At 41.3% G+C, this 23,639-nt stretch carries 24 protein-coding genes; 18 read left to right on the plus strand and 6 right to left on the minus strand.

Going from position 1 to position 23,639, the window contains the following annotated elements:
* The first annotated feature begins 51 nt into the window (after nucleotides 1-51).
* A complete protein-coding gene (locus tag BLU58_RS14835; protein ID WP_072336255.1) occupies nucleotides 52-303 on the plus strand; it encodes a hypothetical protein in 252 nt (83 codons plus the stop codon).
* A gap of 59 nt (nucleotides 304-362) precedes the next feature.
* Here the strand turns inward: BLU58_RS14835 and BLU58_RS14840 are convergent, their stop codons facing one another.
* Complete coding sequence (locus tag BLU58_RS14840) at nucleotides 363-1,100, minus strand: sulfotransferase family 2 domain-containing protein (RefSeq protein ID WP_093293370.1); 738 nt, start codon at nucleotides 1,098-1,100, stop codon at nucleotides 363-365.
* A 108-nt stretch (nucleotides 1,101-1,208) separates the two neighbouring features.
* Here BLU58_RS14840 and BLU58_RS14845 point away from each other — a divergent pair, with 108 nt between their 5' ends.
* The 11 genes from BLU58_RS14845 to BLU58_RS16560 all read left to right on the plus strand — a co-directional run bounded on the left by BLU58_RS14845 (nucleotide 1,209) and on the right by BLU58_RS16560 (nucleotide 13,844).
* A complete protein-coding gene (locus tag BLU58_RS14845; RefSeq protein WP_093293372.1) occupies nucleotides 1,209-1,478 on the plus strand; it encodes a hypothetical protein in 270 nt (89 codons plus the stop codon).
* 61 nt (nucleotides 1,479-1,539) lie between these two features.
* Nucleotides 1,540-1,863, plus strand: coding sequence for a hypothetical protein (locus BLU58_RS14850; RefSeq protein WP_093293374.1), 324 nt, complete (start codon nucleotides 1,540-1,542; stop codon nucleotides 1,861-1,863).
* A gap of 88 nt (nucleotides 1,864-1,951) precedes the next feature.
* Nucleotides 1,952-2,638, plus strand: coding sequence for a DUF975 family protein (locus BLU58_RS14855; protein WP_093293376.1), 687 nt, complete (start codon nucleotides 1,952-1,954; stop codon nucleotides 2,636-2,638).
* A 4-nt stretch (nucleotides 2,639-2,642) separates the two neighbouring features.
* Nucleotides 2,643-4,325 (plus strand): phospho-sugar mutase, encoded by a 1,683-nt coding sequence (locus tag BLU58_RS14860; protein WP_093293378.1) that lies wholly within the window; start codon nucleotides 2,643-2,645, stop codon nucleotides 4,323-4,325.
* 385 nt (nucleotides 4,326-4,710) lie between these two features.
* Entirely contained in the window at nucleotides 4,711-6,225 is a 1,515-nt protein-coding gene (gene hutH, locus BLU58_RS14865; protein ID WP_093293408.1) for a histidine ammonia-lyase, read from the plus strand.
* A gap of 42 nt (nucleotides 6,226-6,267) precedes the next feature.
* The gene (hutU, locus tag BLU58_RS14870; protein WP_093293380.1) at nucleotides 6,268-7,932 is read left to right on the plus strand and encodes a urocanate hydratase; all 1,665 of its coding nucleotides are present in this window, start codon (nucleotides 6,268-6,270) and stop codon (nucleotides 7,930-7,932) included.
* Between the two features lie 38 nt (nucleotides 7,933-7,970).
* Entirely contained in the window at nucleotides 7,971-9,245 is a 1,275-nt protein-coding gene (gene hutI, locus BLU58_RS14875; RefSeq protein WP_093293382.1) for an imidazolonepropionase, read from the plus strand.
* 207 nt (nucleotides 9,246-9,452) lie between these two features.
* Nucleotides 9,453-10,157, plus strand: a complete 705-nt coding sequence (locus BLU58_RS14880; RefSeq protein WP_093293384.1) for an N-acetylmuramoyl-L-alanine amidase family protein — start codon at nucleotides 9,453-9,455, stop codon at nucleotides 10,155-10,157.
* A 154-nt stretch (nucleotides 10,158-10,311) separates the two neighbouring features.
* Nucleotides 10,312-11,553, plus strand: coding sequence for an MFS transporter (locus tag BLU58_RS14885; protein WP_255404742.1), 1,242 nt, complete (start codon nucleotides 10,312-10,314; stop codon nucleotides 11,551-11,553).
* 204 nt (nucleotides 11,554-11,757) lie between these two features.
* Nucleotides 11,758-13,488, plus strand: a complete 1,731-nt coding sequence (locus BLU58_RS14890) for a M64 family metallopeptidase (RefSeq protein WP_093293388.1) — start codon at nucleotides 11,758-11,760, stop codon at nucleotides 13,486-13,488.
* 206 nt (nucleotides 13,489-13,694) lie between these two features.
* Entirely contained in the window at nucleotides 13,695-13,844 is a 150-nt protein-coding gene (locus BLU58_RS16560; RefSeq protein ID WP_176786706.1) for a hypothetical protein, read from the plus strand.
* On the opposite strand, the gene BLU58_RS14895 is transcribed toward BLU58_RS16560, so the two are convergent.
* The 4 genes from BLU58_RS14895 to BLU58_RS14910 are packed head-to-tail and all read right to left on the minus strand — an operon-like array spanning nucleotide 13,841 to nucleotide 15,674.
* Nucleotides 13,841-14,416 carry a GNAT family N-acetyltransferase gene (locus BLU58_RS14895; RefSeq protein ID WP_093293390.1) on the minus strand — a complete coding sequence of 192 codons (576 nt, stop codon included), beginning with the start codon at nucleotides 14,414-14,416 and terminating at the stop codon, nucleotides 13,841-13,843. The genes BLU58_RS16560 and BLU58_RS14895 overlap by 4 nt on opposite strands.
* A gap of 15 nt (nucleotides 14,417-14,431) precedes the next feature.
* On the minus strand, nucleotides 14,432-14,791 hold the full coding sequence (gene crcB, locus BLU58_RS14900; protein ID WP_093293410.1) for a fluoride efflux transporter CrcB: 360 nt from the start codon (nucleotides 14,789-14,791) through the stop codon (nucleotides 14,432-14,434).
* Nucleotides 14,791-15,192, minus strand: a complete 402-nt coding sequence (gene crcB / locus BLU58_RS14905) for a fluoride efflux transporter CrcB (protein ID WP_369813816.1) — start codon at nucleotides 15,190-15,192, stop codon at nucleotides 14,791-14,793. Before crcB (BLU58_RS14905) ends, crcB (BLU58_RS14900) begins: the two co-directional genes overlap by 1 nt.
* A gap of 17 nt (nucleotides 15,193-15,209) precedes the next feature.
* A complete protein-coding gene (locus BLU58_RS14910; protein WP_176786707.1) occupies nucleotides 15,210-15,674 on the minus strand; it encodes a hypothetical protein in 465 nt (154 codons plus the stop codon).
* A 273-nt stretch (nucleotides 15,675-15,947) separates the two neighbouring features.
* Here BLU58_RS14910 and BLU58_RS14915 point away from each other — a divergent pair, with 273 nt between their 5' ends.
* From BLU58_RS14915 to BLU58_RS14930, 4 genes are all read left to right on the plus strand, one after another.
* The gene (locus BLU58_RS14915) at nucleotides 15,948-17,144 is read left to right on the plus strand and encodes a quaternary amine ABC transporter ATP-binding protein (RefSeq protein WP_093293396.1); all 1,197 of its coding nucleotides are present in this window, start codon (nucleotides 15,948-15,950) and stop codon (nucleotides 17,142-17,144) included.
* Nucleotides 17,141-18,868, plus strand: coding sequence for an ABC transporter permease/substrate binding protein (locus tag BLU58_RS14920; RefSeq protein ID WP_093293398.1), 1,728 nt, complete (start codon nucleotides 17,141-17,143; stop codon nucleotides 18,866-18,868). The genes BLU58_RS14915 and BLU58_RS14920 overlap by 4 nt, the downstream gene beginning before the upstream one ends.
* Nucleotides 18,869-18,952: 84 nt before the next feature.
* Nucleotides 18,953-19,666: an AAA family ATPase gene (locus BLU58_RS14925; RefSeq protein ID WP_093293400.1), complete on the plus strand. Its 714-nt coding sequence runs from the start codon at nucleotides 18,953-18,955 to the stop codon at nucleotides 19,664-19,666.
* A 69-nt stretch (nucleotides 19,667-19,735) separates the two neighbouring features.
* Nucleotides 19,736-20,248 (plus strand): acyl-CoA thioesterase, encoded by a 513-nt coding sequence (locus BLU58_RS14930; RefSeq protein WP_093293402.1) that lies wholly within the window; start codon nucleotides 19,736-19,738, stop codon nucleotides 20,246-20,248.
* A gap of 71 nt (nucleotides 20,249-20,319) precedes the next feature.
* Here BLU58_RS14930 and BLU58_RS14935 read toward each other — a convergent pair whose 3' ends face one another.
* A complete protein-coding gene (locus BLU58_RS14935) occupies nucleotides 20,320-20,937 on the minus strand; it encodes a YitT family protein (protein ID WP_093293404.1) in 618 nt (205 codons plus the stop codon).
* 450 nt (nucleotides 20,938-21,387) lie between these two features.
* On the opposite strand from BLU58_RS14935, the gene BLU58_RS14940 reads away from it, so the two are divergent.
* Together BLU58_RS14940 and BLU58_RS14945 are read left to right on the plus strand one after the other, a co-directional pair.
* Complete coding sequence (locus BLU58_RS14940) at nucleotides 21,388-21,597, plus strand: hypothetical protein (RefSeq protein WP_093293406.1); 210 nt, start codon at nucleotides 21,388-21,390, stop codon at nucleotides 21,595-21,597.
* A 290-nt stretch (nucleotides 21,598-21,887) separates the two neighbouring features.
* Nucleotides 21,888-23,639, plus strand: a 1,752-nt coding sequence (locus tag BLU58_RS14945; protein WP_143123808.1) for a non-ribosomal peptide synthetase, incomplete at its 3' end; no start/stop codon positions are given.

Below are 23,639 nucleotides of genomic sequence, written 5' to 3' on the forward strand. Positions count from 1 at the left end.
GGAGATTAGAATGATGAGAGATGAATTGATATAAAGGAGCGAACGTATTTTATGAAAGTAACTCTTAATCTTAGCAAGGCAGAACTAGATTTAATTGAAGAAGCTATTCTCCAATATCAAAATCTATTGCACAACGCTAAAACACAGAGCAGAATGGTGGAAAATGAATTACATTTGTGTCAACGTGTAATGGATGAGTTTGGAATTGAAGAGGAGAGAGAAGAAGGGCAAGAGCATGCGGCAACGCAAGATCCGCTAGCTTCGATGGACTTGGATGGTTCATCTTACCCATTTTCTCGGTAACAATAAAGCCAAGCCAAACCCCTCACAAAATGCAGGGTTTGGCTTTTTTATCTTTTTTCTTAATCTTGCTTTTTGATGAAAATACGTAGATTTTTCTTTTCAGCAGGGGAAAGCGATTTTATTCTTTGCTGTAGTTGTTGTTTACATGTTTCGTATAGGTGATAATCTAATTCATTCATACTGCGAATATGATTTGTGAGCTCTTCGCTGATTTCAGGCTTTTTTGGACGCTTTTTGGTTACGTTTTCTTTTGAGTAGTGCGATTGTTTCCATCCTTGTAATTGATTTAATAAAAACACAGATTGTGGATACATCTCAGTAATACCAACGAAGGTGAAGTGATCTCGTAGGTTGTCCATGGCTAATGTAAGGTCAGGGTCATTTTGTCCAGATAGGAACCTAGTTTGGTGATTATGAAGAGGGGCTGAGATTCGAGGGTCTGGGCTCGTAACGAACTCTTCTATACTCATATTCTTTACTTTATTATGCAAACCATTGCTAGGCATGGAGCAAATAAAATAATAGGTAGAAATGACCCGGCTTACAGGGTCGCGAAGCATGGTTATATAACGATAAGGCCGATGAAAATGTTGATGAACTCCATAGCGGCAATGTCCATATACCCATCTAAAATTTGCTTTTTGTTTGGAAGTGAGAGTACGAATTATTTTTTCTTGATTCTGGTGCAAAGGATATCGATAGACTTGGTTAGAAGGAACGTTGCTATCAATAATACCTCGCATCGTAATGCCGCCTGTTTTGGGGATATGAGCAAAGATCCAGAGAGGTTTTTTCATGGTCCGTTCTCCTTTCAAGCCCCTATTAATCTCTTTTATATAGTATGAAGTAGGTGTGTTACTGGTTCGCGGGATTAAGACTATTTTCTATAAGGATGAGGGTTGATGATGAATAAAGAACAAGAAATTCAAAGATTTATCACTCAATTACCAGTGGGAGAACCGGTTCGAGTGTTAACTCATGATAGAGAGCAGTATGTAAGGGTAGAACGCATATTTGAAGGATGGATTATCGACTATCGAAGCGAACGAACCATATATCGTAGAGTGGAAGAAGCGATTCAGTTTTTAGCTGAAATATGGAATACGGATTTGAAAGAAGTGATTCATTTGCAGTATGCAGGACTAGAAGAAATCGAGGATTTGGGGGAATTTTAAAGGATAAAAGCGAAATCTCTCTCATAAAGTAATTAGGAGTGTGGGAGAGGAGTGGATCGGGTTGCTTTTTTTGGTGATTTGCCAAGTAGTAGGAGGTACCCTTGTAGCCATAAGCTGGATTCCGCAAGTTTTACAGGATATAAAAGGGAAAACAGCTCATCAAGTAGATTTAAAGCCTCTTTCCTTTCTTTTTATGGGGGCCATATTGGTGGAGGTTTATAGTGTTTTTTTGGCCTTACAAGGGGAAGCGGTAACTCTATTTGTGACAAATACGATTCAATTAATCGTTGTAACCAGTTTAATAAGTATTGTTTTTTGGGCTGTGCCAGCAGATAAGCCATCAGAGGTTAAAATAAAAGGAGAGCGCATTTCAAGGACTTCCTGAACAAGGAAGTTTTTATTTTTATCATATATTCCTAAATTTGTAAATAAATTATTACCTATAAATAGATTGATTGTATTAGGAGGGATGGATGATAATGGGCTTCAAAGAGTTAAAACAACAAGCCAGACAAAGCCTACAAGGAAATTGGCGGAAATCAATGATTGTCGTGGCACTTACTACGATTTTATCTGCGTTACCTAGTTGGATTGAGATGATGGTTCGTCCGGAAGATTACTTTGATCCGACCTATATAGTTGACTATATGAGTATGTTTCAGCCTAGTTCGTTTGGTGTATTTTCTTTCCTCTGGTATTTGTTGATCCCGGGAGCGGTCGTGTTAGGATTGGCTGGATTTTTCCTACATTTAATCCGTCGAAATAGTGCTACAGAAACAGATACCTTTGAGTTTTTTACCAATCTATCTAAATTTGGTAAGAGTGTTCTTTATAATGTATTGATTACGGTGTACGTGTTTTTATGGTGCTTACTACTCATCGTCCCAGGAATTATTCGATCGATCTCCTATGCGATGACTCCGTATATTATGCAAGATCATCCAGAATATAGTGTCAATCAAGCGATTAGCAAAAGCATTCAAATGATGGCGGGGTATAAATGGCAGTTTTTCTTACTCCAATTAAGTTTCTTAGGGTGGATTATACTCGCGATCTGTACCTTTGGTATCGGACTCTTGTGGGTATTTCCTTACATACAGGCTACCAATACACATTTTTATGAACAGCGAAAAAATGAGAATGAAGTCGTAAAGGGATGATCATATGAACTATCTTGACTTGTATCATCGTTGGCTATACTTTGATGGCTTGGACTCAGTACTGAAAGAAGAGTTACAGCAAATCCAGAAGCATGATCAAGAGATCCAGGAGCGTTTTTCACAATCGTTATCGTTTGGAACAGCGGGGATTCGTGGGATCATAGGCGCTGGGACGAATCGAATGAATATCTATACGGTCCGTAAGCTGGCTCAGGGACTTGGGGAGTGGTTGCATCATGAGCATCTAGCAGAGAAGGGAGTTGCGATTGGCTATGATACGAGGCATGGTTCTGTAGAGTTTTCTAGGGAAGTAGCCAAGGTACTTCTTCATCTTGGAGTAAGGGTGTATTTATTTGAGCATATCTGTCCATCACCAGAGCTTTCGTTTGCTGTGCGTTATTATGATGCTGCTGCGGGCATCATGGTGACAGCAAGCCATAATCCTCCTAATTACAATGGCATCAAAGTATATGGAGCAGATGGTGCCCAAATTTCTCCGCTAATAACAAGTAAAATATTGGACAATATTAGTCGAATATCAGATGAATTTATGATTCCAGTGGGGGATCTGTCGAAAGCAGAAAAGGATGGGACCCTTGTTTGGTTGGGGTCTGAAGTCGATCAAGCATACTATGAAAATGTGGCGTCGTTAGCCTTCCAAGATAAGGAACAAAATAAGCATTTTCGTATCGTATATTCTCCGCTTCATGGAACCGGACGACCTCCTATTGAATCCGTTTTGCGTCAGAAAGGGTTTGAGAATGTGTTTGTCGTTCCAGAACAAGCAGACCCAGATCCGAATTTTTCGACCGTGAAATCTCCAAATCCAGAGGACCCAGCATCTTTTGAGTTAGCTATCACGTATGCCAATCAACAACAAGCAGATCTGGTCCTCGTAACAGATCCGGATGCCGATCGAATTGGAATTGCGATTCGCGATGAAAACGGTCAGTTTGCCCATCTTACTGGGAATCAGATCGGAGCCTTATTACTCTTCTATCTACTATCTCAGCGAGTAGAGAGGGGTGCATTACCTTCCGATGGAGCATTGGTTAAATCGATTGTATCCTCTGATCTTGGGGGATCCATCGCTACACACTTTGGAGTAACGACACAGAATACACTGACAGGTTTTCGTTATATCGGTGAGTTGATTCAGAAATGGAAACAAACAGGAGAGCATACATTTCTATTTGGATATGAAGAAAGCTATGGATATCTCATAGGGGACTTTTGTCGAGATAAAGATGCCGCTCAAGCATGCTTATTGCTGGCTGAGTTAGGGGCTTACTATCAAAAACAAGGAATGCCTATTTATCAAGTGCTAGATATGATTTATAAGAAATTTGGATATTTTCAAGAGACACAGATCTCCGTTACCTTAGAGGGACTTGAGGGGGGTAAACAGCTAAAAGAGATTATGGTTCGTACTCGGAGTAACCCACCTTCTCATGTAGCGGGCATTGCGGTTTGTAGCATTCAAGATTATTTACAAGGTGTAGAAGGGTTTCCTAAAGCAGATGTTTTAAAATATCTTCTCGGAGATGGATCTTGGTTCGCGATTCGTCCATCCGGAACGGAACCGAAGATGAAGTGCTATGTAGGTGTGAAGGGAAGTAGCTCTGCTGAGGTGGAGGAGAAAAGGATAGCGATAAAAGAGTATTTAACAGGCTGGCTAGGGTTTTAGGAGTGGGGGACTAGGGAGTGGATGATCGCCAACATCGCAGAAACGGAACAGGCTCCCCTCCCACTGTCCCAACTCTAACCAACACATGCCTTGGGTACTCAATATATCTTAGCTAATAGCTATCAAAAATATTGACAAAAAACATACATACATGTGAAAATGACTATTGTATAGAAAATTAAAATGGTTAGCAAATAAACTCAAAGAGAGTGATTGCGATGATGTACGAAAAGTCTCTACAATCGCATATCCCCTCCTTCCACAAAGGGGCTGGGCAGAAGTGAACACCACTTCTACCCAGCCCCTTTAGTTTGGTAGAGTGTAAAAAGGAGATGAAGTTTTGTTGGATCATTCCAATCAAATATCCCAACTGAACACCTTATGCATGGACGGTAATAGTATCACTCTTCAAGTGGTAGAGCAGGTTGCGAAAAGAGAAATTCGCGTATCTCTATCAAATGAGGCTAAGGATCGAGTAATAGCTTGTAGAGATATGGTAGATCAGCTAGTGAAAGATGACAAAGTAGTCTACGGAGTGACCACTGGATTTGGCTTGTTTAGCGATGTGTCAATTTCGCCCGCAGATGCGACAAAGTTGCAAATCAATCTCATCCGTAGTCATGCATGTGCTGTGGGGAAACCTCTGCCAGAACCGGTTGTGCGTACGATTATGCTTTTGAGAGCAAATGCGCTCTCCAAAGGATACTCTGGAATCCGCTTAGAAACATTGCAACTTTTAATTGATTGTTTGAATCAAGGCGTGCATCCGGTTATTCCTGAACAGGGATCACTCGGAGCAAGTGGAGACTTAGCACCGTTGTCCCATCTGGCTTTAGTGCTGATGGGGGAGGGAGAAGCAATCTATCAAGGAAAGAAGCTTTCTGGAGCAGACGCACTTAAGCAAGCAGGATTGAAACCGATTACATTAGCGGCGAAGGAAGGGCTTGCTTTAATCAATGGGACGCAAATCATGACGTCTCTCGGTGTGCTTGCTGTTTCTCAAGCAGATCGTTTAGCTAAGATAGCAGACGTGATTGCTTCCATGACTCTGGAGTGTTTACGCGGGATTCCAGATGCATTTGCCGAAGGGATTCAACAGGTTCGACCTTATCCAGAACAAGCTTCTGTGGCCCGAAACTTTCGTACCATCTTACAGGGTAGTCAATTAACCACTTCTCAAGGTGAGATTCGTGTGCAGGATGCGTACTCCCTACGATGTTTACCTCAAGTACATGGGGCGGTTCGTCAGGTGGTTACGTATACACGTGAAAAGATCCAAATCGAGTGTAATGCGGCAACAGATAATCCATTGTTGTTTATGGAGGATGGCCAAGTTATATCAGGTGGGAACTTTCACGGGCAGCCGATCGCCTTTGCGATGGACTTCTTAAAGATCGGCATGAGTGAACTGGCCAATATATCAGAGCGACGGACAGAGCGTCTTGTCAATCCAGCACTATCGGGTGGCCTGCCTGCATTTTTGAGTCATCACCCAGGTCTAGCTTCCGGTATGATGATTTTACAGTATGTAAGCGCTTCCCTCGTATCAGAAAATAAAGTATTGGCGCATCCAGCGAGTGTTGATTCGATTCCTTCTTCCGCGAACCAGGAAGACCATGTTTCTATGGGGACCACAGCAGCTCGTCAAGTTACCCAGATCATTCACCATGTGGCCAAGGTCTTAGCCATCGAATGTATCTGTGCGGCAGAAGCGGCTGATTTTGTGGGGGCAGATAAATTGGCTCCAGCTACCCGTAGACTATATGAATTAATTAGAAGCCATGTACCAAGAGTGGTAGAGGATCGCTCTCTCAGTGGCGAAATAGAGCTTGTAGCAAGTTACTTGTTAGAGGGTGATTGGTTGAGTGAAGTAGAAAAAGTAACGGGTGAATTGTTCTAAGGATGGTTCTGATACCAAAAAAGCAAAGGGAGAGATTTGATCATGACCAAATCCATAAGTCGTACTGTTCGAGCAGCGAGGGGAACGGAGCTAACTGCAAAAGGTTGGCAACAAGAAGCAGTAATCCGTATGTTGATGAACAATCTGGATCCAGAAGTAGCAGAGCGTCCAGAAGATTTAGTGGTATACGGTGGGATTGGGAAAGCGGCACGTAACTGGGAGAGTTTTGATAAAATCGTCGAATGTCTTACAGAGCTAGAAGCAGACGAGACGCTATTGGTTCAGTCAGGGAAGCCGGTTGGAATTTTCCGTACGCATACGATGGCTCCTCGCGTTTTAATCTCGAATTCAATGCTAGTACCTGCCTATGCGAACTGGGAGACTTTTCACGAGCTGGATCAAAAAGGTCTCATGATGTATGGCCAGATGACCGCAGGAAGCTGGATTTACATTGGAACGCAAGGAATCCTACAAGGAACGTATGAAACATTTGCCGAAGCGGCCCGCCAACATCGAGGAGGCTCTTTAAAAGGGACACTTACGTTAACTGCCGGCTTAGGTGGCATGGGTGGAGCTCAGCCATTAGCTGTTACGATGAATGAGGGGGTCGTGATTGGAGTCGAGATTGACCCAAGCCGAATTCAGAGGCGTATTGACACAAGGTATTGTGATGTGATGGTGGATTCTCTAGATGAAGCTTTACAATTAGCAAAAGATGCACAATCAGAGGGGAAACCGCTCTCGATCGGACTAATTGGAAACGCGGCAGAGATTTTTCCAGAGTTTGTCAAGAGAGGCGTTACGCCTGATTTCGTAACCGATCAAACATCTGCCCATGATCCATTAAATGGTTATATTCCAGTTGGTTTCTCGTTAGCAGAGGCAGATACATTACGAGCACAAAATCCGAACGAGTATGTAAAACGATCCAAACAGTCTATGGCAACTCACGTTCAGGCGATGTTAGATCTACAAAAAATGGGTTCCGTTGTCTTTGATTATGGAAATAACATCCGTCAAGTAGCCTTAGATGAAGGGGTTAAAGATGCTTTTGCTTTCCCAGGGTTTGTTCCGGCATATATCCGCCCGCTTTTCTGTGAAGGAAAAGGACCGTTTCGCTGGGTAGCATTATCTGGTGATCCAGAGGATATCTATAAAACAGATGAACTGGCACTACGATTATTCCCAGAAAACGAACACCTACGACGTTGGATTACATTAGCTAGAGAAAAAGTAGCATTCCAAGGTCTCCCATCTCGGATTTGCTGGCTCGGTTACGGTGAACGTGTCAAGATGGGCTTGGCGATAAATGAGATGGTGCGAAATGGGGAATTATCAGCACCGATTGTCATTGGAAGAGATCATCTAGATTGCGGTTCTGTCGCCTCCCCAAACCGTGAGACAGAGGCGATGAAAGACGGAAGCGATGTGGTCGCCGACTGGGCGATTCTAAATGCGCTCGTCAATACCTCTTCTGGTGCGAGCTGGGTCTCCGTCCATCACGGCGGTGGCGTAGGCATGGGTTACTCCTTACATTCAGGCATGGTTGTTGTCGCTGATGGTTCGAAGGAAGCAGAAGAAAAACTATCTCGAGTGCTAAACACGGACCCAGGCATGGGGGTTATCCGCCACGCTGATGCTGGCTACGATTTAGCCATCGAAACCGCCAAGAAAAAAGGTGTCCGCGTTCCTATGTTAGGAATCTAAGGCTACTTCACTATCATAAAAAATGAGAGGAGCCCCACATGAAACAAATTGATCTACTCATCCACAACATTGGCTGCCTTATTACTATGCAAGGCTCCCTGAAACCACGAGCAGGAAAAGAGCAATCCGAAGTTCTCACCATTCACCACGGTGCCATTGCCATTCAAGGTGAGAAAATCGTGGCGATAGGTAGTGAGAAAGAAGTTCGTAAGTCTATTCATGGGTTGTCTATTATCAAAGAATTAGATGCACAAGGACGCCTTGTTACCCCCGGCCTAATCGATCCTCATACTCACTTGGTACACGGAGGATCACGGGAACACGAACTCGATTTAAAGCTAAAAGGAGTTTCCTACTTAGAGATACTTGCTCAAGGTGGCGGCATCTTAAATACGGTTCAAGCAACACGGAATGCAACGGAAGAAGAGCTTTATTCACAAGCAAAACGAAGCTTGGATCTGATGCTACTATTCGGAGCCACTACGGTAGAAGCGAAAAGTGGCTACGGGCTTACCCTTCAAGACGAATGCAAACAGCTTCGTGTAGCAAAGCAATTACACGAGTCACATCCGGTTGATATCGTCTCCACATTTATGGGAGCACATGCAGTTCCTGTTGAATACAAAGGAAGATCAGAGGAATATGTAAATCTTGTTATCAAAGAGATGCTTCCAGAAGTAAAGAGCTTGGGTTTAGCAGAGTTCTGCGACATCTTTTGTGAACATGGTGTCTTCTCAGTTGAAGAATCGCGAAAAATCCTTCTGAAAGCAAAAGAGCTTGGATTTAAGTTGAAGATTCATGCCGATGAGATTGAATCCATTGGTGGGGCAGAGTTGGCTGGAGAATTAGGGTGTATTTCAGCGGAACACCTATTGGCCACAGATTATAAAGGCATTGAAGCATTGAAAAAAGCTGGTACGATTGCCGTTTGTCTACCTGCTACTTCTTTTAATTTGCGCCTTCAAAAGCATGCTCCTGCTAGAGATATGATCGAGAGTGGGGTCCCTGTCGCACTCTCTACGGACTACAATCCAGGTAGCTCTCCAACAGAGTCATTGCAACTTGTGATGACACTTGCTTGTCTAAACTTACGAATGACACCAGAGGAAGTCCTAACTGCCATGACGATTAACGCGGCACACGCAGTAGGGAAAGCAGATACGATCGGTAGTTTAGAAGTAGGAAAGCAGGCAGATATTGTTTTATATAACGCAACGAATCTCGCATATCTACCTTATCACTTCGGTATCAATCACGTGCATTCAGTAGTGAAAAAAGGAAATGTTGTGGTGTCGGAAGGTAGATTGGTATAAAAGGAACGGATATACTAAGACCAGTATCACTCGGGATACTGGTCTTAGTTGTATGGATATGATGTAACCCTATGTCTTAAGAGTGTGATAATCTATTAATATATGTAAATTTACTATTCGTAGATAAATAACCAATCTTATTTTACTTAGTTGCATAATATATTAGAAGCTTCTTCATTCCAATATAGGAAAAGGTGGAGATCTAGCATGGCGTACTTGGTTGCGTTAGATGATGGTCATGGGTTATCTCCTACTCCAACCCCAGGGAAGAGAACTCCTAATATACCAGGAATTGGTGTAATCTATGAAAACCAATTTAACCGTGCTGTTGTCAATTTCCTAAATGTAGAGTTAAAAAGATGTGGTTTTAGCACCATCCTTGTTGCACCAACAGATGCCGATACTCCACTTGCCCAGCGTGTATCGGTAGCCAATCGGAATCGTGCAGATGCCTATGTTGCCGTTCACTATAATGCGGGTGGGGGAAGTGGGGTTGAGACATACCATTTTCCGAATAGTACTAAAGGACAACGACTTGCTCGTCTCGTTCACGCTCAAGTGATTAAAGGAACGCCTCAGAAGGATCGAGGTGTAAAGACTGCTAACTTCTATGTATTACAGAAAACTGCTATGCCGGCTACTTTAATTGAATTTGGATTTATGGATGATAAGGCATTAATTGAAGCGAAGCGCATGATTGACCCATTGTTCCAAAAAGAGTGTGCGGTTGAAACAGCAAAAGGGATTTGCCAATACTTTGGTGTAAATTATGTTCCCTCCACACCTATCCCTCTTCCTATGCTACGAGTAGAAGTAGATGGAGAGGTGCTCTTTGATAGCCAAGTGGTTGATACCATCTTAGAAGGTGTGCGTAAAAATTTAGGAAAAGTGATTTCTATTAAGCCACGGTAGGTAATAATGAATAGGTGGAGACGTTTGGACTGAGATAAACGCCTATCTTTTTGATACATTGGCGTTTATCTCAGATTTGCTTGGGAGTCATTATTTGGTACGATACTATTTGTGAAATAAAATACATAAGTAAGTGAGAATGGGATGTGGATTTGTGAATACGGTTGACGAATTTCATAATTGGAAACGAAATATTGCTTTTTTCTTAGGTGGCCAAACGATCTCTTTCTTTGGATCTTCGCTAGTGCAATATGCAATCATGTGGTATATCACCTTACAAACACAATCAGGTGTCATGATGACGATCTCCATTATCTGCGGCTTTGTACCTACTTTTTTTCTTTCTCCCTTTGCGGGTGTGTGGGCGGATCGATATAACCGAAAAATGTTAATCATGATATCAGACTCACTTATCGCAATAGCGACCTTGATTCTAGCAATCATCTTTCTCATGGGCTATAAGTCACTTTGGTTACTATTTGTAGTCTCTGCTGTGCGTGCTCTAGGGACGGGTGTACAGACGCCAACGGTTGGAGCCATTCTCCCCCAATTAGTCCCGAGTGAACATTTGACAAGAATTAGTGGGATTAACAGTAGTATTCAAGCCACTGTTATGCTAGTTTCTCCAATGGTAGGCGGTGCACTTCTCACGTTTGCTTCGATTGAAGCGATTTTCTTTATCGATGTGGTGACAGCGATTATTGGAGTGGGGATTATGCTACTCTTTATCAAAGTCCCGACCCATGCAAAAGCGATGCAGGAACAAACCACTAGTTACCTAAACGATATGAAACTAGGATTTTCCTACATACGGAATCATGAATATGTAAAGAAATTCTTTATCTTTATCGGCGTTTTTTTTATCTTAGCGGCTCCCGTTGCGTTCCTAACTCCGTTGCAAGTCTCGCGTACATTTGGAAATGATGTTTGGAGACTTACGGCAGTTGAGGTTACTTTTTCAGTGGGAATGATACTCGGAGGGCTTGTGATGTCTGCATGGGGAGGATTCCAGAATCGGATTCATACGATGACGGTTGCAAGTCTCATCATGGGGGCGTGTACGTTCGCACTCGGGGTGATTCCGAATTTTTGGCTGTACCTCGTTTTTATGGTGATCATCGGAGTTGCTATGCCGATGTTTAACACGCCTTCTACCGTATTACTACAGGAAAAAGTAGATCCCGACTACATGGGAAGAGTTTTTGGTGTTTTAGGAATGATTTCTACCTCTATGATGCCACTTGGTATGTTAATCTTCGGACCGATTGCGGATAAGATTCCCATTGAGTGGTTGCTTATCGGTACCGGAACATTGATCTTTATCCAAGGCTTCTTCTTACGAGGGACTAAAGCACTAGTGGAGGCAGGGGAACCAACTGTCGAACTGGCAAAATAAATATAATGGAGCAAAAGAGATGCCTTCTCCTCTTAAGGAAAGGGCATCTCTTTTTGTATCAATAGAGTAGAGGGAACGCTGGATCCGTTTGTATAGATTGTTTTCCTAATATTCATTCAGTGTACAAGGATTTTCTATCTATCTACCGAAAATAAAAATGAGAGTATTTGTTTTAATAATGAGATAATAAAAGGAGATTACGAGATGAGAAAATGGTTATTATCTTCTATTGTGTGGATGTTAACGGTTATCTTGATCGCTTCAGGAATGCCTCATGATGCATCGGCTAATAAGACAGCAGGTGAAAATGGACAGTACCTAGTCGTTGACTTGCAAAAAGAAGGGGGAAAAATCCGAATCAATAAATGGAGCATCGAAGACGGGGAAGCGGAGGGGAGTATGGCTACTCCACAACAAAGTGAGCTTGATCCCCAAACTCAAGCTGATACTCTTTTAATCAAAGACAGAACAGGGAAGATCCTCTACCAAACACCTTTCCAGTTCCCGATCGTTAGAACCGTTCCTCCCATTATGCCAGGTCAAAAAACAAATGATCATACTCCTCACCAAGTACCCATCAAAGAGCCAGAAGTTACGTTGATTCTACCTTATTTCCATGAAGCCACCACAGTGGAGGTAAAGAGTTCAGAAACCAAGGTAACGACTCAGTCCATGATTCCGAAAAGCGTGCAAGTCGATTCACATAAGAAAAAAGTGAAACCCCCGAAAAATAATGGCAAGTTTGAGATTCTCTTGTTGCCTAGTGGATATGATGAGAGCAGTATGGATGAGTTTGAACAGCAAGTTAGCCATATCAAGCAAGCCATTCAAACGACAGAGCCATTTGCCTCCTATCTCGATAAAGTTACCATCCATACAATCGATGAGTCTAAGCCTCTCGGCTGTCTAGAAGGCGCGCAAAATATTGCTCGGTTACTTGTATGTAACGATACTAAAGTAACCTCGGCTGCTGCTCACTCTGGCTATGGCTATGATGAGATCATCGTCATCCACAATACTGATAACTATGGTGGTTCAGGCATGCGAGACTATAGTGTTACTGGCTTTAAGACAAACAGCTATTCTACCTATACGGTTGTTTATGATGGGGAGTGGACGGCAAGGATGGCCATTCATGAACTAGGACATTCGTTTGGAAATCTCTGTGATGAATACATGTACGGGGATGAGGGATATAGCTATGTGAACTGCACAAACTGCCGTAAAGATAAAAGTGATCTGGAGAAATACGTGAAGGGAGAGTGTAGTGTAGGTTGTGATGCGAAGCCGGATTACTTCCGAGCCGAAGATAGCATTATGCTCACTCTATCGATTCCTACTTTTAATGATGTGAGTATCAAAGCAGATTTTGCCCCGTATGGCTTAGAAAAGCGCCTGCAATTTTTCACAGGAACAGAGCAGCCGAAGACAGTCAAACGGCTACAGGTGGATCAAACGAAAGTCAACTTAAAACCAGGAGAAGCAATCCAACTAGCCGTGATCGCTACCTATGAAGACGGAACCAAGGAAGATGTAGCTTATGTAGCAAATTGGCGTGCGAGTAGTGAAAAAAAGATTAGCCTTTCGCAAGGATACATGCGGGCGATTTCCTCAGGAAAGGTGCAAGTAAAAGCTTCTTATGGAGGGAAAACAGTATCCGTCTCAGTCAAGATAGAAGCACCTAAAAAATTGATGGTAAGCGAAGGTGAGATAACACTCAAGTCAGGGGAACGAAAGGACATTACCGTACAAGCGATCTACCTGGATGGCACAATCCAAGACGTAACGCAGGATGTCATTTGGAAAACATCTAAGAAAAGAGTGGCTACGATGGAACATGGAGTAATCTTCGCTCATGAAAAGGGGAAGGCTGTATTGACAGGGGTTTATAATGGGAGGGTAATTAAGATTTATGTACGAGTGAATAAATTGTAACTTTCCTACAATCCAGTCATAATTTCTAAATAACTAAAGCTATTACTTTGAGTAAATGATCACAAAGTAATAGCTTTTACTCTTTTATGGCTCTTTATTTTTCATAAAGAAAAAATATTTTGGGAGAGAATCATGGTTTTAATCATGTTTTAATAGGGGTATACACCAAGTGAAATAGATATTGGTAGAGCCAAGGAAGTGATAGAATGAATGCATTAGAGAGACTAAATCAGTTAAATCGAGACTTGTTAGAGATTACTTATTGTCGATTGGATGTATCGAAACTGGAGAAGGAGATCATCCACCGTGAATGGGATCGTCTACAGGTGTATGCTGTAAAAGAGGAGATCGCTTAGGGGCTTGATTCCTGAATGGTAAGATGTGATTTCTGTATATTTTCCCAATGAGCATAATCTTGTTTATGTACTCCATGTAATACACAAGGCTCTCCTAGTTGATTCTCTATTTTCTCTAATTCTCGTGGGAATTGGTTTTCGATATGTAGTCGAATGTAAGGTAATTTTTCTTGTGCCTTTTGTGATCGAACATTACGTTTACTTGCCCCTAAAAATACCCATTCTAACCCTATTTCATAAAAAGCAATTTTTAAAATAAGATGCTTTGACTCCTCGTTGTATCCCTTACCCCAAAAAGGATAACTAATCCATGTCCCTAAATGAGCCAATCCATTCTGGCGATCGATATCTTTTAGTGTAGTGTGACCAATGACTTCCTCCACTTCGTTTAGAATCACTCTCGAAAGCACTTTTCCTTCTGTTTCAGCCAGTATCGTACTCTCGATAAAAGTACGTGTGTCGTCGATTGTGCCTTTTGGTAACGTCAGCGCTGTACGTACATGTTCTTCCTGAGAGCCGTGATAAATCTGATCGGCGTATTGTAAATCGTTTTTTACTAACTGTGTTCTCATATCAAATTTCTCCCCCTAATATACTGTTTGTCCGACCCAATAACCTATAAATGCGAGGAAAATCCCGATCGTGTAGCTTACACCAAGGTACAGTAAGAACTTCTTCCACTCCCTCGATTGTTTCAGTTGTTCACACTCCCAGTGTAATGTCGAGAAGGTAGTGAACGCCCCTAAAAAGCCTGTCCCCACTAATAACATCCACAGCTCAGATAATCGTATTCCACTTGTTAAACCTAGAAGAAATGCACCTAAAAGATTAATAATCAACGTACCATATGGGAAGCTAGGCATGGGCTTATTCATTCGCCGACTAATCCAGAATCGGGAGAGGGCTCCGAGAAATCCTCCAATCCCCACTAATAAACTGTTAACCATCATGCATGCCCACCTTCCAATTGCTTCTTATCCCCTTGTTTTATTGCCACTTTATAACCGATCCAAGTTAAAAATAAGCCCCCCCATAGTGATAGGAACAAATAAAAAAATCCCATGATCCATAGTCCACCATCCAGCATCTTTACTATCTCCACACTAAATGTAGAGAAAGTAGTGAACGCCCCAATAAACCCTGTAGCAAATCCTGTTCGAAACCAAGAAGGGATATTTTTGCTCTGCATAGACCAGATCGTAAACCAGCTGAGTAAGAAACAACCAATGAAATTGATAATTAGGGTTCCGAGAGGAAATCCATAGAGTTCCCCTGAAGGAAAGAAAATGCCAACGTAGTAGCGAAGCAAAGCACCAAGTATCCCAGCTAAACCAATCATCCAATACATCACGGCGGTATCCCTCCTCAGATAGGGTCATCAGCTTTATATCCTATCTTCCCCAGAAATGAACCTGAATCAAAGCTACACTCAATCAAAACAGGCTGGTTTTCTTCATTAAATAATAGTAGATTCGGGTGGGAATGGGAACCGGATTTATTGATGATTACAATCACTTCGGACATGTAGCCTGTGATGATACTATCTTTTTGAACATAAATGGGAGGTTCTAAGGGTACTCGAATCATCAGTTGATTTTTTGCTTCTAGATTTGCTTGTGGACTTCTTCGGATTAATCGACCCAGCATGTTCTTTATTTCTAGTTGGATATTAAGGGAGTTTTGTAGGTTTGCTATGACCTTTTCTTGAGATGTATCAAAGATTTCAATAGGAGGCATGAAAGCGGATGGAGAAGTTGCGTGGATCTTTGGAAAATGGAGTGTTACCATGGTAACTATCACAAAAGATAAGATGGATCTTTTTCGATTCAAGCGATTCACTCCCAGTGGCATGTGATTCATGGATAGTATGCCCTTTGTTTTTTCCGTAAAACAAGGCTTAATGCAATTTCCTTGAAATAAGTGTTCGTTTTCTTCTTGCTTTTGTAGAGTATTTTGCTTAACTAAAATGAAAGGAGTGCATCTATACGAACGGTAGTAGTGACGAATAGAAAGATGACTATACAAGATAGCCCCTTTCTTTGCAAGCAAAAACGAAAACTAGGGAATACTAGGTTCATCATTTCTTCCCACGGAGGTGTAAGAATGGATAAGCTAGAAATTCGCAATCTTACTAAGGTTTTTGGACGTTCACCGAAGAGAGCCTTGAAGCTGTTAGACGAGGGCAAAGGGAAAGAAGAAATTTTAAAAGAGACCGGTTGTACTGTTGGTGTAAATCGCGCTACGTTTGACATACATAATGGAGAAATTTTTGTGATTATGGGCTTGTCCGGAAGTGGTAAATCCACTGTGGTTCGTCTCCTAAATAGACTAATCGAACCAACAGATGGATCTATTTTATTGGATAACAAAGACATTATGAAAATGTCTGTCGAGAATGTACGCGAAATACGCAGAAAAAAGATGGGGATGGTTTTTCAGAAGTTTGCCCTCTTTCCTCATCGAACGGTATTGGAAAACGTGGAGTTTGGATTGGAAATTCAGGGGGTTGCAAAAGTAGAGCGTCAAAAAAGGGCGATGGATTCCTTAGAATTAGTAGGCTTGGGTAACTATGCGGACCAAAACCCAGATCAATTAAGTGGCGGGATGCAACAAAGGGTCGGGCTTGCGCGTGCCTTGGCAAATGATCCGGATATTTTGTTGATGGATGAAGCGTTTAGTGCACTAGATCCCCTGATTCGTAAGGAGATGCAAGATGAGTTAGTTGATCTCCAGCAACGCATGAAGAAGACGATTATCTTCATCACCCACGATTTAGATGAAGCGATCCATATTGGCGATCGGATTATGTTAATGAGAGATGGTACGATCCAACAGATCGGAACTCCCGAAGAGATCTTAACCAATCCTGCAAATGATTATGTAAAACGTTTTGTGAAGAACGTCGATTTAACCCATGTGATAACGGCAGAAGTGATTATGAAGCCAGCAGAGTCGATTATGATGGGGAAGGATGGACCACGTGTAGCACTAAAGAAAATGAAAGAGAAAGCGCTCCCTACTATCGTCGTAACGGATCGAAACCGTATGGTAAAAGGAATTGTGACAGCAGAAGGGTTAAAAGAAGCATTGGAAAAAAATCTTTCGCTAGAAGATATCCTGGTTGCAGATTGCGTCACTGTCTCAAAAGAAACACCCATTAATGACCTTTTAGTACTGATGGCGGAAAGCGAATTTCTCTATCCTTCCATCGTGACGAATGAAGAGGGAAAACTAAAAGGCGTGATCGGAAGAGGCGCTTTATTTTCCGCGTTTGCAGGATATGGAGGTGAGAAAGAATGATTCCCAAGATTCCGCTTGCTGAATGGATCGAATGGCTAGTTAATTGGTTACAAGATCATTTTGATCCACTCTTTCAGCTCATTAAAAATATGATTGAACCAACGGTTTCTTTTTTCACTAGAATTTTAAGCGTTCTACCACCACTTGCTACGATTGGTATATTGATTTTCTTTATCTTGTGGATTACTCGAATTTGGACTGCGGTTCTGTCACTCGCCGGACTACTGCTCATATGGAATCTGGGATACTGGGATGAGAGCATTCAGACCCTTTCATTAGTACTTACTTCCACCTTGATTGCGATTATCATCGGAATCCCCTTAGGTCTATGGTCTGGGCGAAATGATCGAGTACAAGCCTTTTTAAAGCCTGTATTAGATTTTATGCAGACTATGCCAGCCTTTGTCTACCTTATTCCAGCCGTCTTCTTTTTCTCACTTGGAACCGTGCCGGGGGTCATCGCGTCTGTTGTTTTTTCCATGCCTCCTACAATCCGCTTTGCGAGTTTGGGATTACGACAAGTTTCGGTCGACCTAAAAGAAGCGGCCGAAGCCTTTGGTGCTACATCCTGGCAGAAGCTCATAAAAGTAGAGATCCCTCTTGCCCAGCAGACGATTCTCGCAGGAGTGAATCAGACGATTATGCTTTCTCTTTCTATGGTGGTTACGGCGAGTATGATTGGTGCTGAAGGGCTTGGTGCTGTCGTTTTAGAATCAATTACTCGATTAAAAGTGGGAATCGGGTTTGAAAGTGGGCTCGCCATCGTCATTATTGCGATCATTTTAGACCGTCTCACCCAGAATTTAGTTCAAAATAGGGAGGATGTAAGGAGTAGACAAAATCAAATTCCATTTCTTGCTAAAACAAGGAAATGGGTGGCTCCTGTAGCAATTCTCATGATTTTCGCATTGACGATCGCCAGCTTTGCACAGAGTGGGGTAAAGAGAAATGAGATTAAACTCATCTATGTAAATTGGGTATCAGAAGAAGCGAGTACTTACACGCTAAAAAACATCTTAGAAAAAGAAGGCTTTCAAGTAAAGTTGATTCGAGTCGAGCCGGGACCGATGTATGATGCAATCGCAACCGGAAATGCAGATGCGATGGTAGCGGCTTGGCTCCCAACAACAGGTGCCCAATATTACGATCGGTATAAAAAGGATCTGGTTAATTTAGGTGTGAATTTGGAAAAGACCCGTATTGGGCTAGTTGTTCCAAAATATGTAAATATCAATTCGATTGAGGAGTTGGCTTCTCAAAAAGAACAATTTGATCAAAAGATTATCGGGATTGATCCCGGCTCTGGGACGATGTTGCTGGCAAAGGAGACAATCAAGCAGTACAATCTGGGGATGAAGCTGGTAGAGGGATCTGACGCGGCGATGGTAGCAGAATTAGATCGAGCGTACAAGAAAAAAGAACCGATTGTGATTACAGGTTGGACCCCGCATTGGATGTTCCTTAAGTATGATTTGAAATACTTAGATGATCCAAAGAAAACCTTTGGAGAACCTGAAAACATCTACACGATCGTGCGAAAGGGCCTTAAAGAAGATCAACCAGAGGCATTTAAAATGATTGATCAATTCTTTTGGACTGCTCGCGACATGGAAGAAGTCATGCTCGATGTCGCAAACGGCATGACCCCAGATCAAGCGGCAAAAAAATGGATTGAAAAACACCCGAAACAAGTTGCAGAGATCACAAGCGGTGTGCAAAAATAAGTGAAAGTGTAGAGAGTCAATGTACTGGGAACGAATAGTGGTACATTGACTCTCAATATATTACATTTGCCAGCGGGTGAAAATATGTTTTTAAACCGAGTTACACTTCTACAAGATCAAATCCCTTCTTTTCGTGAATATCCTTTTTCTATTCCATATATCAAACACCTTAGCCATATAGATTTGAAGAGCCAAGTTACTTTTTTTGTTGGAGAAAACGGCTCTGGAAAATCTACTTTATTGGAGGCGATTGCGGACAAATGTGAATTTAATACCGCGGGTGGAGGTAGGAATAATCTATATGATGTGCATGCATCTGGATCGGCACTTGGAGATTATATAAGCCTTTCTTGGCTTCCAAAAGTTACAAAGGGCTTTTTTCTTAGAGCAGAGTCCTTTTATCATTTTGCGTCTCATATTGATGAAATAAGGGGATCTGAAGCGTACGGTGGACGTTCTTTACACGAACAATCACATGGAGAATCATTTTTATCTCTATTTTTAAATCGTTTTAAGGGGAAAGCGATTTATTTATTGGATGAGCCAGAAGCAGCACTATCCCCACAACGACAGCTTGCTTTCTTGAAAATATTACATGCATTGGCCTCTAAAGGGGACAGCCAATTTATTATAGCAACACATTCTCCCATACTCCTTGGATATCCAAAGGCTACCATTTTGAGTTTTGATCATAGTCCCATTAGAGAAATGGAGTATGAAATGACGGATCATTTTCAAATAACAAAGTATTTCTTACAAAACCGAGAAAAGTTCTTACAGGAACTGTTTCAGGAGTAGGATGGTAGGGATGGTTTAAAAAGATTGATCGTTTGTTATTTGCTGATTCTATTTGAGAGGTAGATAGAGATGGAAAAAAGGTATGCCAGAGAATCTAGATGTTATAAAACTGCAAGAGTTTTTCCACCTGATGTAAATAACCATAATACATTGTTTGGCGGAAAGCTAATGGCCTATATTGACGATATTGCTTCGATCGCAGCAACCAAACATTGTCGCCAATCTGTAGTTACAGCTTCTACAGATTCTGTTGACTTCTTGCATCCGATCAGACCAACCGACGCGGTTAGCTTGGAATCGTTTGTGACATGGACCGGAAGAACTTCCATAGAAGTGTTTGTAAAGGTGGTCAAAGAAGATTTATTAAGCGGCGAAAGGAAGATCGCAGCTACTTCTTTTCTCACCTTCGTTTCTCTGAATGCGAATAGAACCCCCATTCCTGTACCATCTGTCATCCCGGAAACAGAAGAAGAAATGAAGTTGTATGAAACAGCTCCACGAAGAGCAGAAGCACGTAGGGTTAGAAGGAAAGAAAGCAAAGAGTTTGCTGATTTTCTTATTGTAAATCCTCCTTGGGAATAGATGAATGAATAAAAGCTCTTACTTTGAGGTGATATATACAAAGTAAGAGCTTTTATTCATTTTTAGATATCCTAGAGTCCTCTTGAAGTGATAGAGGCTCGTTTATACTGATAAACCCATGTAGTAACCTTTCCTGCAATCCCAACAGCAAGAATCGTATAGAGCACATGTGGAACGGAAAGATAGAACAACGAGAGTAAAAGAACGAAGGCATCCATGATGAAAAGAGTCGTTCCGATAGAAAGCCCAAATCGTTTACTTAGTAAGAGCCCTAAAATTTCATCTCCGCCTGTTGCCCCTCCGTAACGCAAGATGACCCCCAATGCTAAGCCAGTGACTAGGCCCGAAAGAATCGAGGCGACGATTAACATGTCGGACAAATCGAGTATAAGCAATGAATATTGTTCCATGAGGCTGTAAAAAAGGGTGAAAGAAATGGTTATGATCGAAGTGTTAATGATGAGTTCCCATTCTTTCCGAAGTAATATGAACAAAATAACAGGTATATCTAAGAGAAGAATCGTAGTCGATGGTGAAAGCCCAAAAGCATATTTTCCTAGCAGGGCTAGTCCAAAAAATCCCCCATCTACTAACTGGTTTTGATAGTTTATATGAAAATAGACGAAAGCTAAAAGAAATGTTCCAATTAACATGATACAAAGTTTCTGATACGGTATTTTGTTCCGCATACAAGTATCCTCTTTTCGTAGTTAGAAAAAACAATGTGCTACGAAAGACAAGATAACCGCGGGAGTTTTGATTCTCATCCTGCATTTTTCTTTCGTAGTACATCTAGAAAATTGATAGGTACTACGAAAGAAGCTAGGTGTATGAGAGATCATACCGTTTCCAGATGGTACTACCTGGAGACACAAAAATCCTGATCCCTTCTTTTGTGGTGTTAAGAATCTTTACCCCATATTGTAGGGTTTTACACTTCATAGGGGGGTTGGATCATAGAAGAATGATATTTTCATTAAAATTTTTCATTAAGTTGCTTTAACATAAGACAAAAGATCTTGTGCATAGGGATAGAAAGGAAAACAATTTATATGTACATGCACAGGGAGACACTCTTCTGGGCGCGGATACATATAGTAGATGGATGAAACTGAAAAATCTCATCGGAGGGGATTTTTATGCCCGGAATCTTGACTGCACTCTCTTTAGTGATTCGGGAGATGTTCCTTTTTGTATCGTACATTAAGAATAACGCTTTTCCCCAACCACTAGACGATCAAGAAGAAGAGAGGTGTCTCAGGTTTATGGCTGAGGGAGATGCTGAAGCCCGAAATAAATTAATTGAACATAACCTTCGTTTAGTTGCACACATTGTAAAAAGGTTATAGACACAAAACGATGTCAAAAAATGATGGTCAAATTAGGGTTTGATCTAGGAATGGTAAAGGCTTCGCACAACGTAGAAATCGGTGAGAAGAGGATTACTCAATTAGATAGATTGAATGTTTTTATCAATTAAATAGATTAAATATTCTTATGATCAATAATGAACAAGCTGTGTCCATAGGCCCCGTTGTAATGATTTGATCACATTAATGTTTACTGTGAAGTGATTCAATCGACTATTATGATGGTGTAAATTTTAAAATCAATACACCTGGGGGAGGACTATTTTATTATGGGGAATGGAGAATTTATTAAAAAATATTCACTGTCTGAGGGGCAGAGATCCATCTTTTTGCACTATAACCTATATCCTAATAGTTCTTTGTATAATGAACGAGGTGCTTGGTGTATACGTTCAAAAATGAATATCCAATACTTAGAGGAAGCTTTTCTCGAAGTGATTAGAAGACATGAGATTTTTAGATCTATTTTTGTCATGGAAGAGGAGGAAGCTATCCAAAAAGTTTATAGTGAACCTATTCTTGATTTTGAATTCATAAACTTAGACGGTGCCGAAGATGAGGCTGTTCAAGAATATATATCGTTAGAGTCTGATAGACCATTTGTATTGGAAAATGGGCCTGTTCCTAGGTTTAGACTGATTCGTCTTTCTGATGATTCACATATTCTGCTACTCATATGTCACCATATTACGATAGACGGATGGACAATCTCTCTACTTCTAAATGAAGTAGGTTTGTTTTATAAGCATTTTAATGAGAAGACTGAGCCTAATATCATGCCTATGGAGCACCAATACTCAGACTTTGTAAATTGGCAACGAAATACAGTACTAAATAACGAAGAGTCTTGTACATTTTGGAAGAATAAACTTTCTGGGGAACTTCCAGTATTGAATTTGCCTGCTGATTATAAACACCCAACTACTCCTTCAGGTAATGGTGGATTATTTCTATCTTCGTTTTCAAAAGAGGTAAGCGATAGTTTGCATTGTTTTTGTAAGAGCAGGAAGTACCCCGTTAATATCGTTTTGCTAGCTCTTTATATTACGTTTCTTTATCGTTTCTCTGGTCAAGATGAGATCGTGGTCGGAACACCTACGTTTGGAAGAAGGAACAGAGAATTCCGGAAAATAATGGGTTATTTTGTAAATATGCTACCTATCCGAATTGGTGTTTCAGAAAAAATGTCTTTTAGAGATCTAGTGCACGTTGTTCGGACAGAGTTGGATACTTGCTCAGAACATCAATATTACCCATTTTCTTTAATGGCTGAGAATGTGGTGCCGAAGCAAAATAACAGTTTTTCACCTATCTTTCAGGCTTCCTTTGTATTACAAAAGGCATTGAAGCAAAATGGAGCTGTCTTTTTGGGGAATGCCACTAATTTAATTAATATCCATGGATTATTATTAGAGCCATTTGAAATAGATAAAAATAATTCTAAGTTTGATCTGACTTTGTTTGTCGAAGAGGAAAACGACAGTAGTATTAAATTTAACTTTGAATACAATACAGATATTTTTAATGAAAATACAATCGCTAGATTTTCTAGATATTTTCATGATCTTGTATATTCTCTGGTTTGTAATCCAGATGGTCTCATTTCTGAGGTCTGTTACCTTTCTACAGAAGAGCAGAAACAGTTACTAGAAGAATGGAACGATACGAAAGTAGAGTATTCATATGAGAGCACAATTCATGAACGGTTTGAAGAGCAGGTTTTACGTACACCAGAAGCCGTCGCTGTGGTGTATGAAGATAGACAGCTGACCTATCGAGAGTTAAATGAGCAGGCGAATCAATTGGCTCACTATCTACAGAAACGCGGAGTGGGGCCCGAGTCACTGATTGGATTATGTGTCGAACGCTCTCCCGAGATGATGATCGGACTTTTGGGGATCTTGAAAGCTGGAGGGGCCTATGTTCCTCTTGATCCAACCTATCCAGAGCAACGACTGCAGTATATTTTAGCGGATGCAGGGATTCAAGTCCTTGTCACGACAGAGTCGTTACAGGGATGG

Source organism: Thermoactinomyces sp. DSM 45892 (assembly GCF_900107305.1).
Classification (GTDB): domain Bacteria; phylum Bacillota; class Bacilli; order Thermoactinomycetales; family Thermoactinomycetaceae; genus Baia.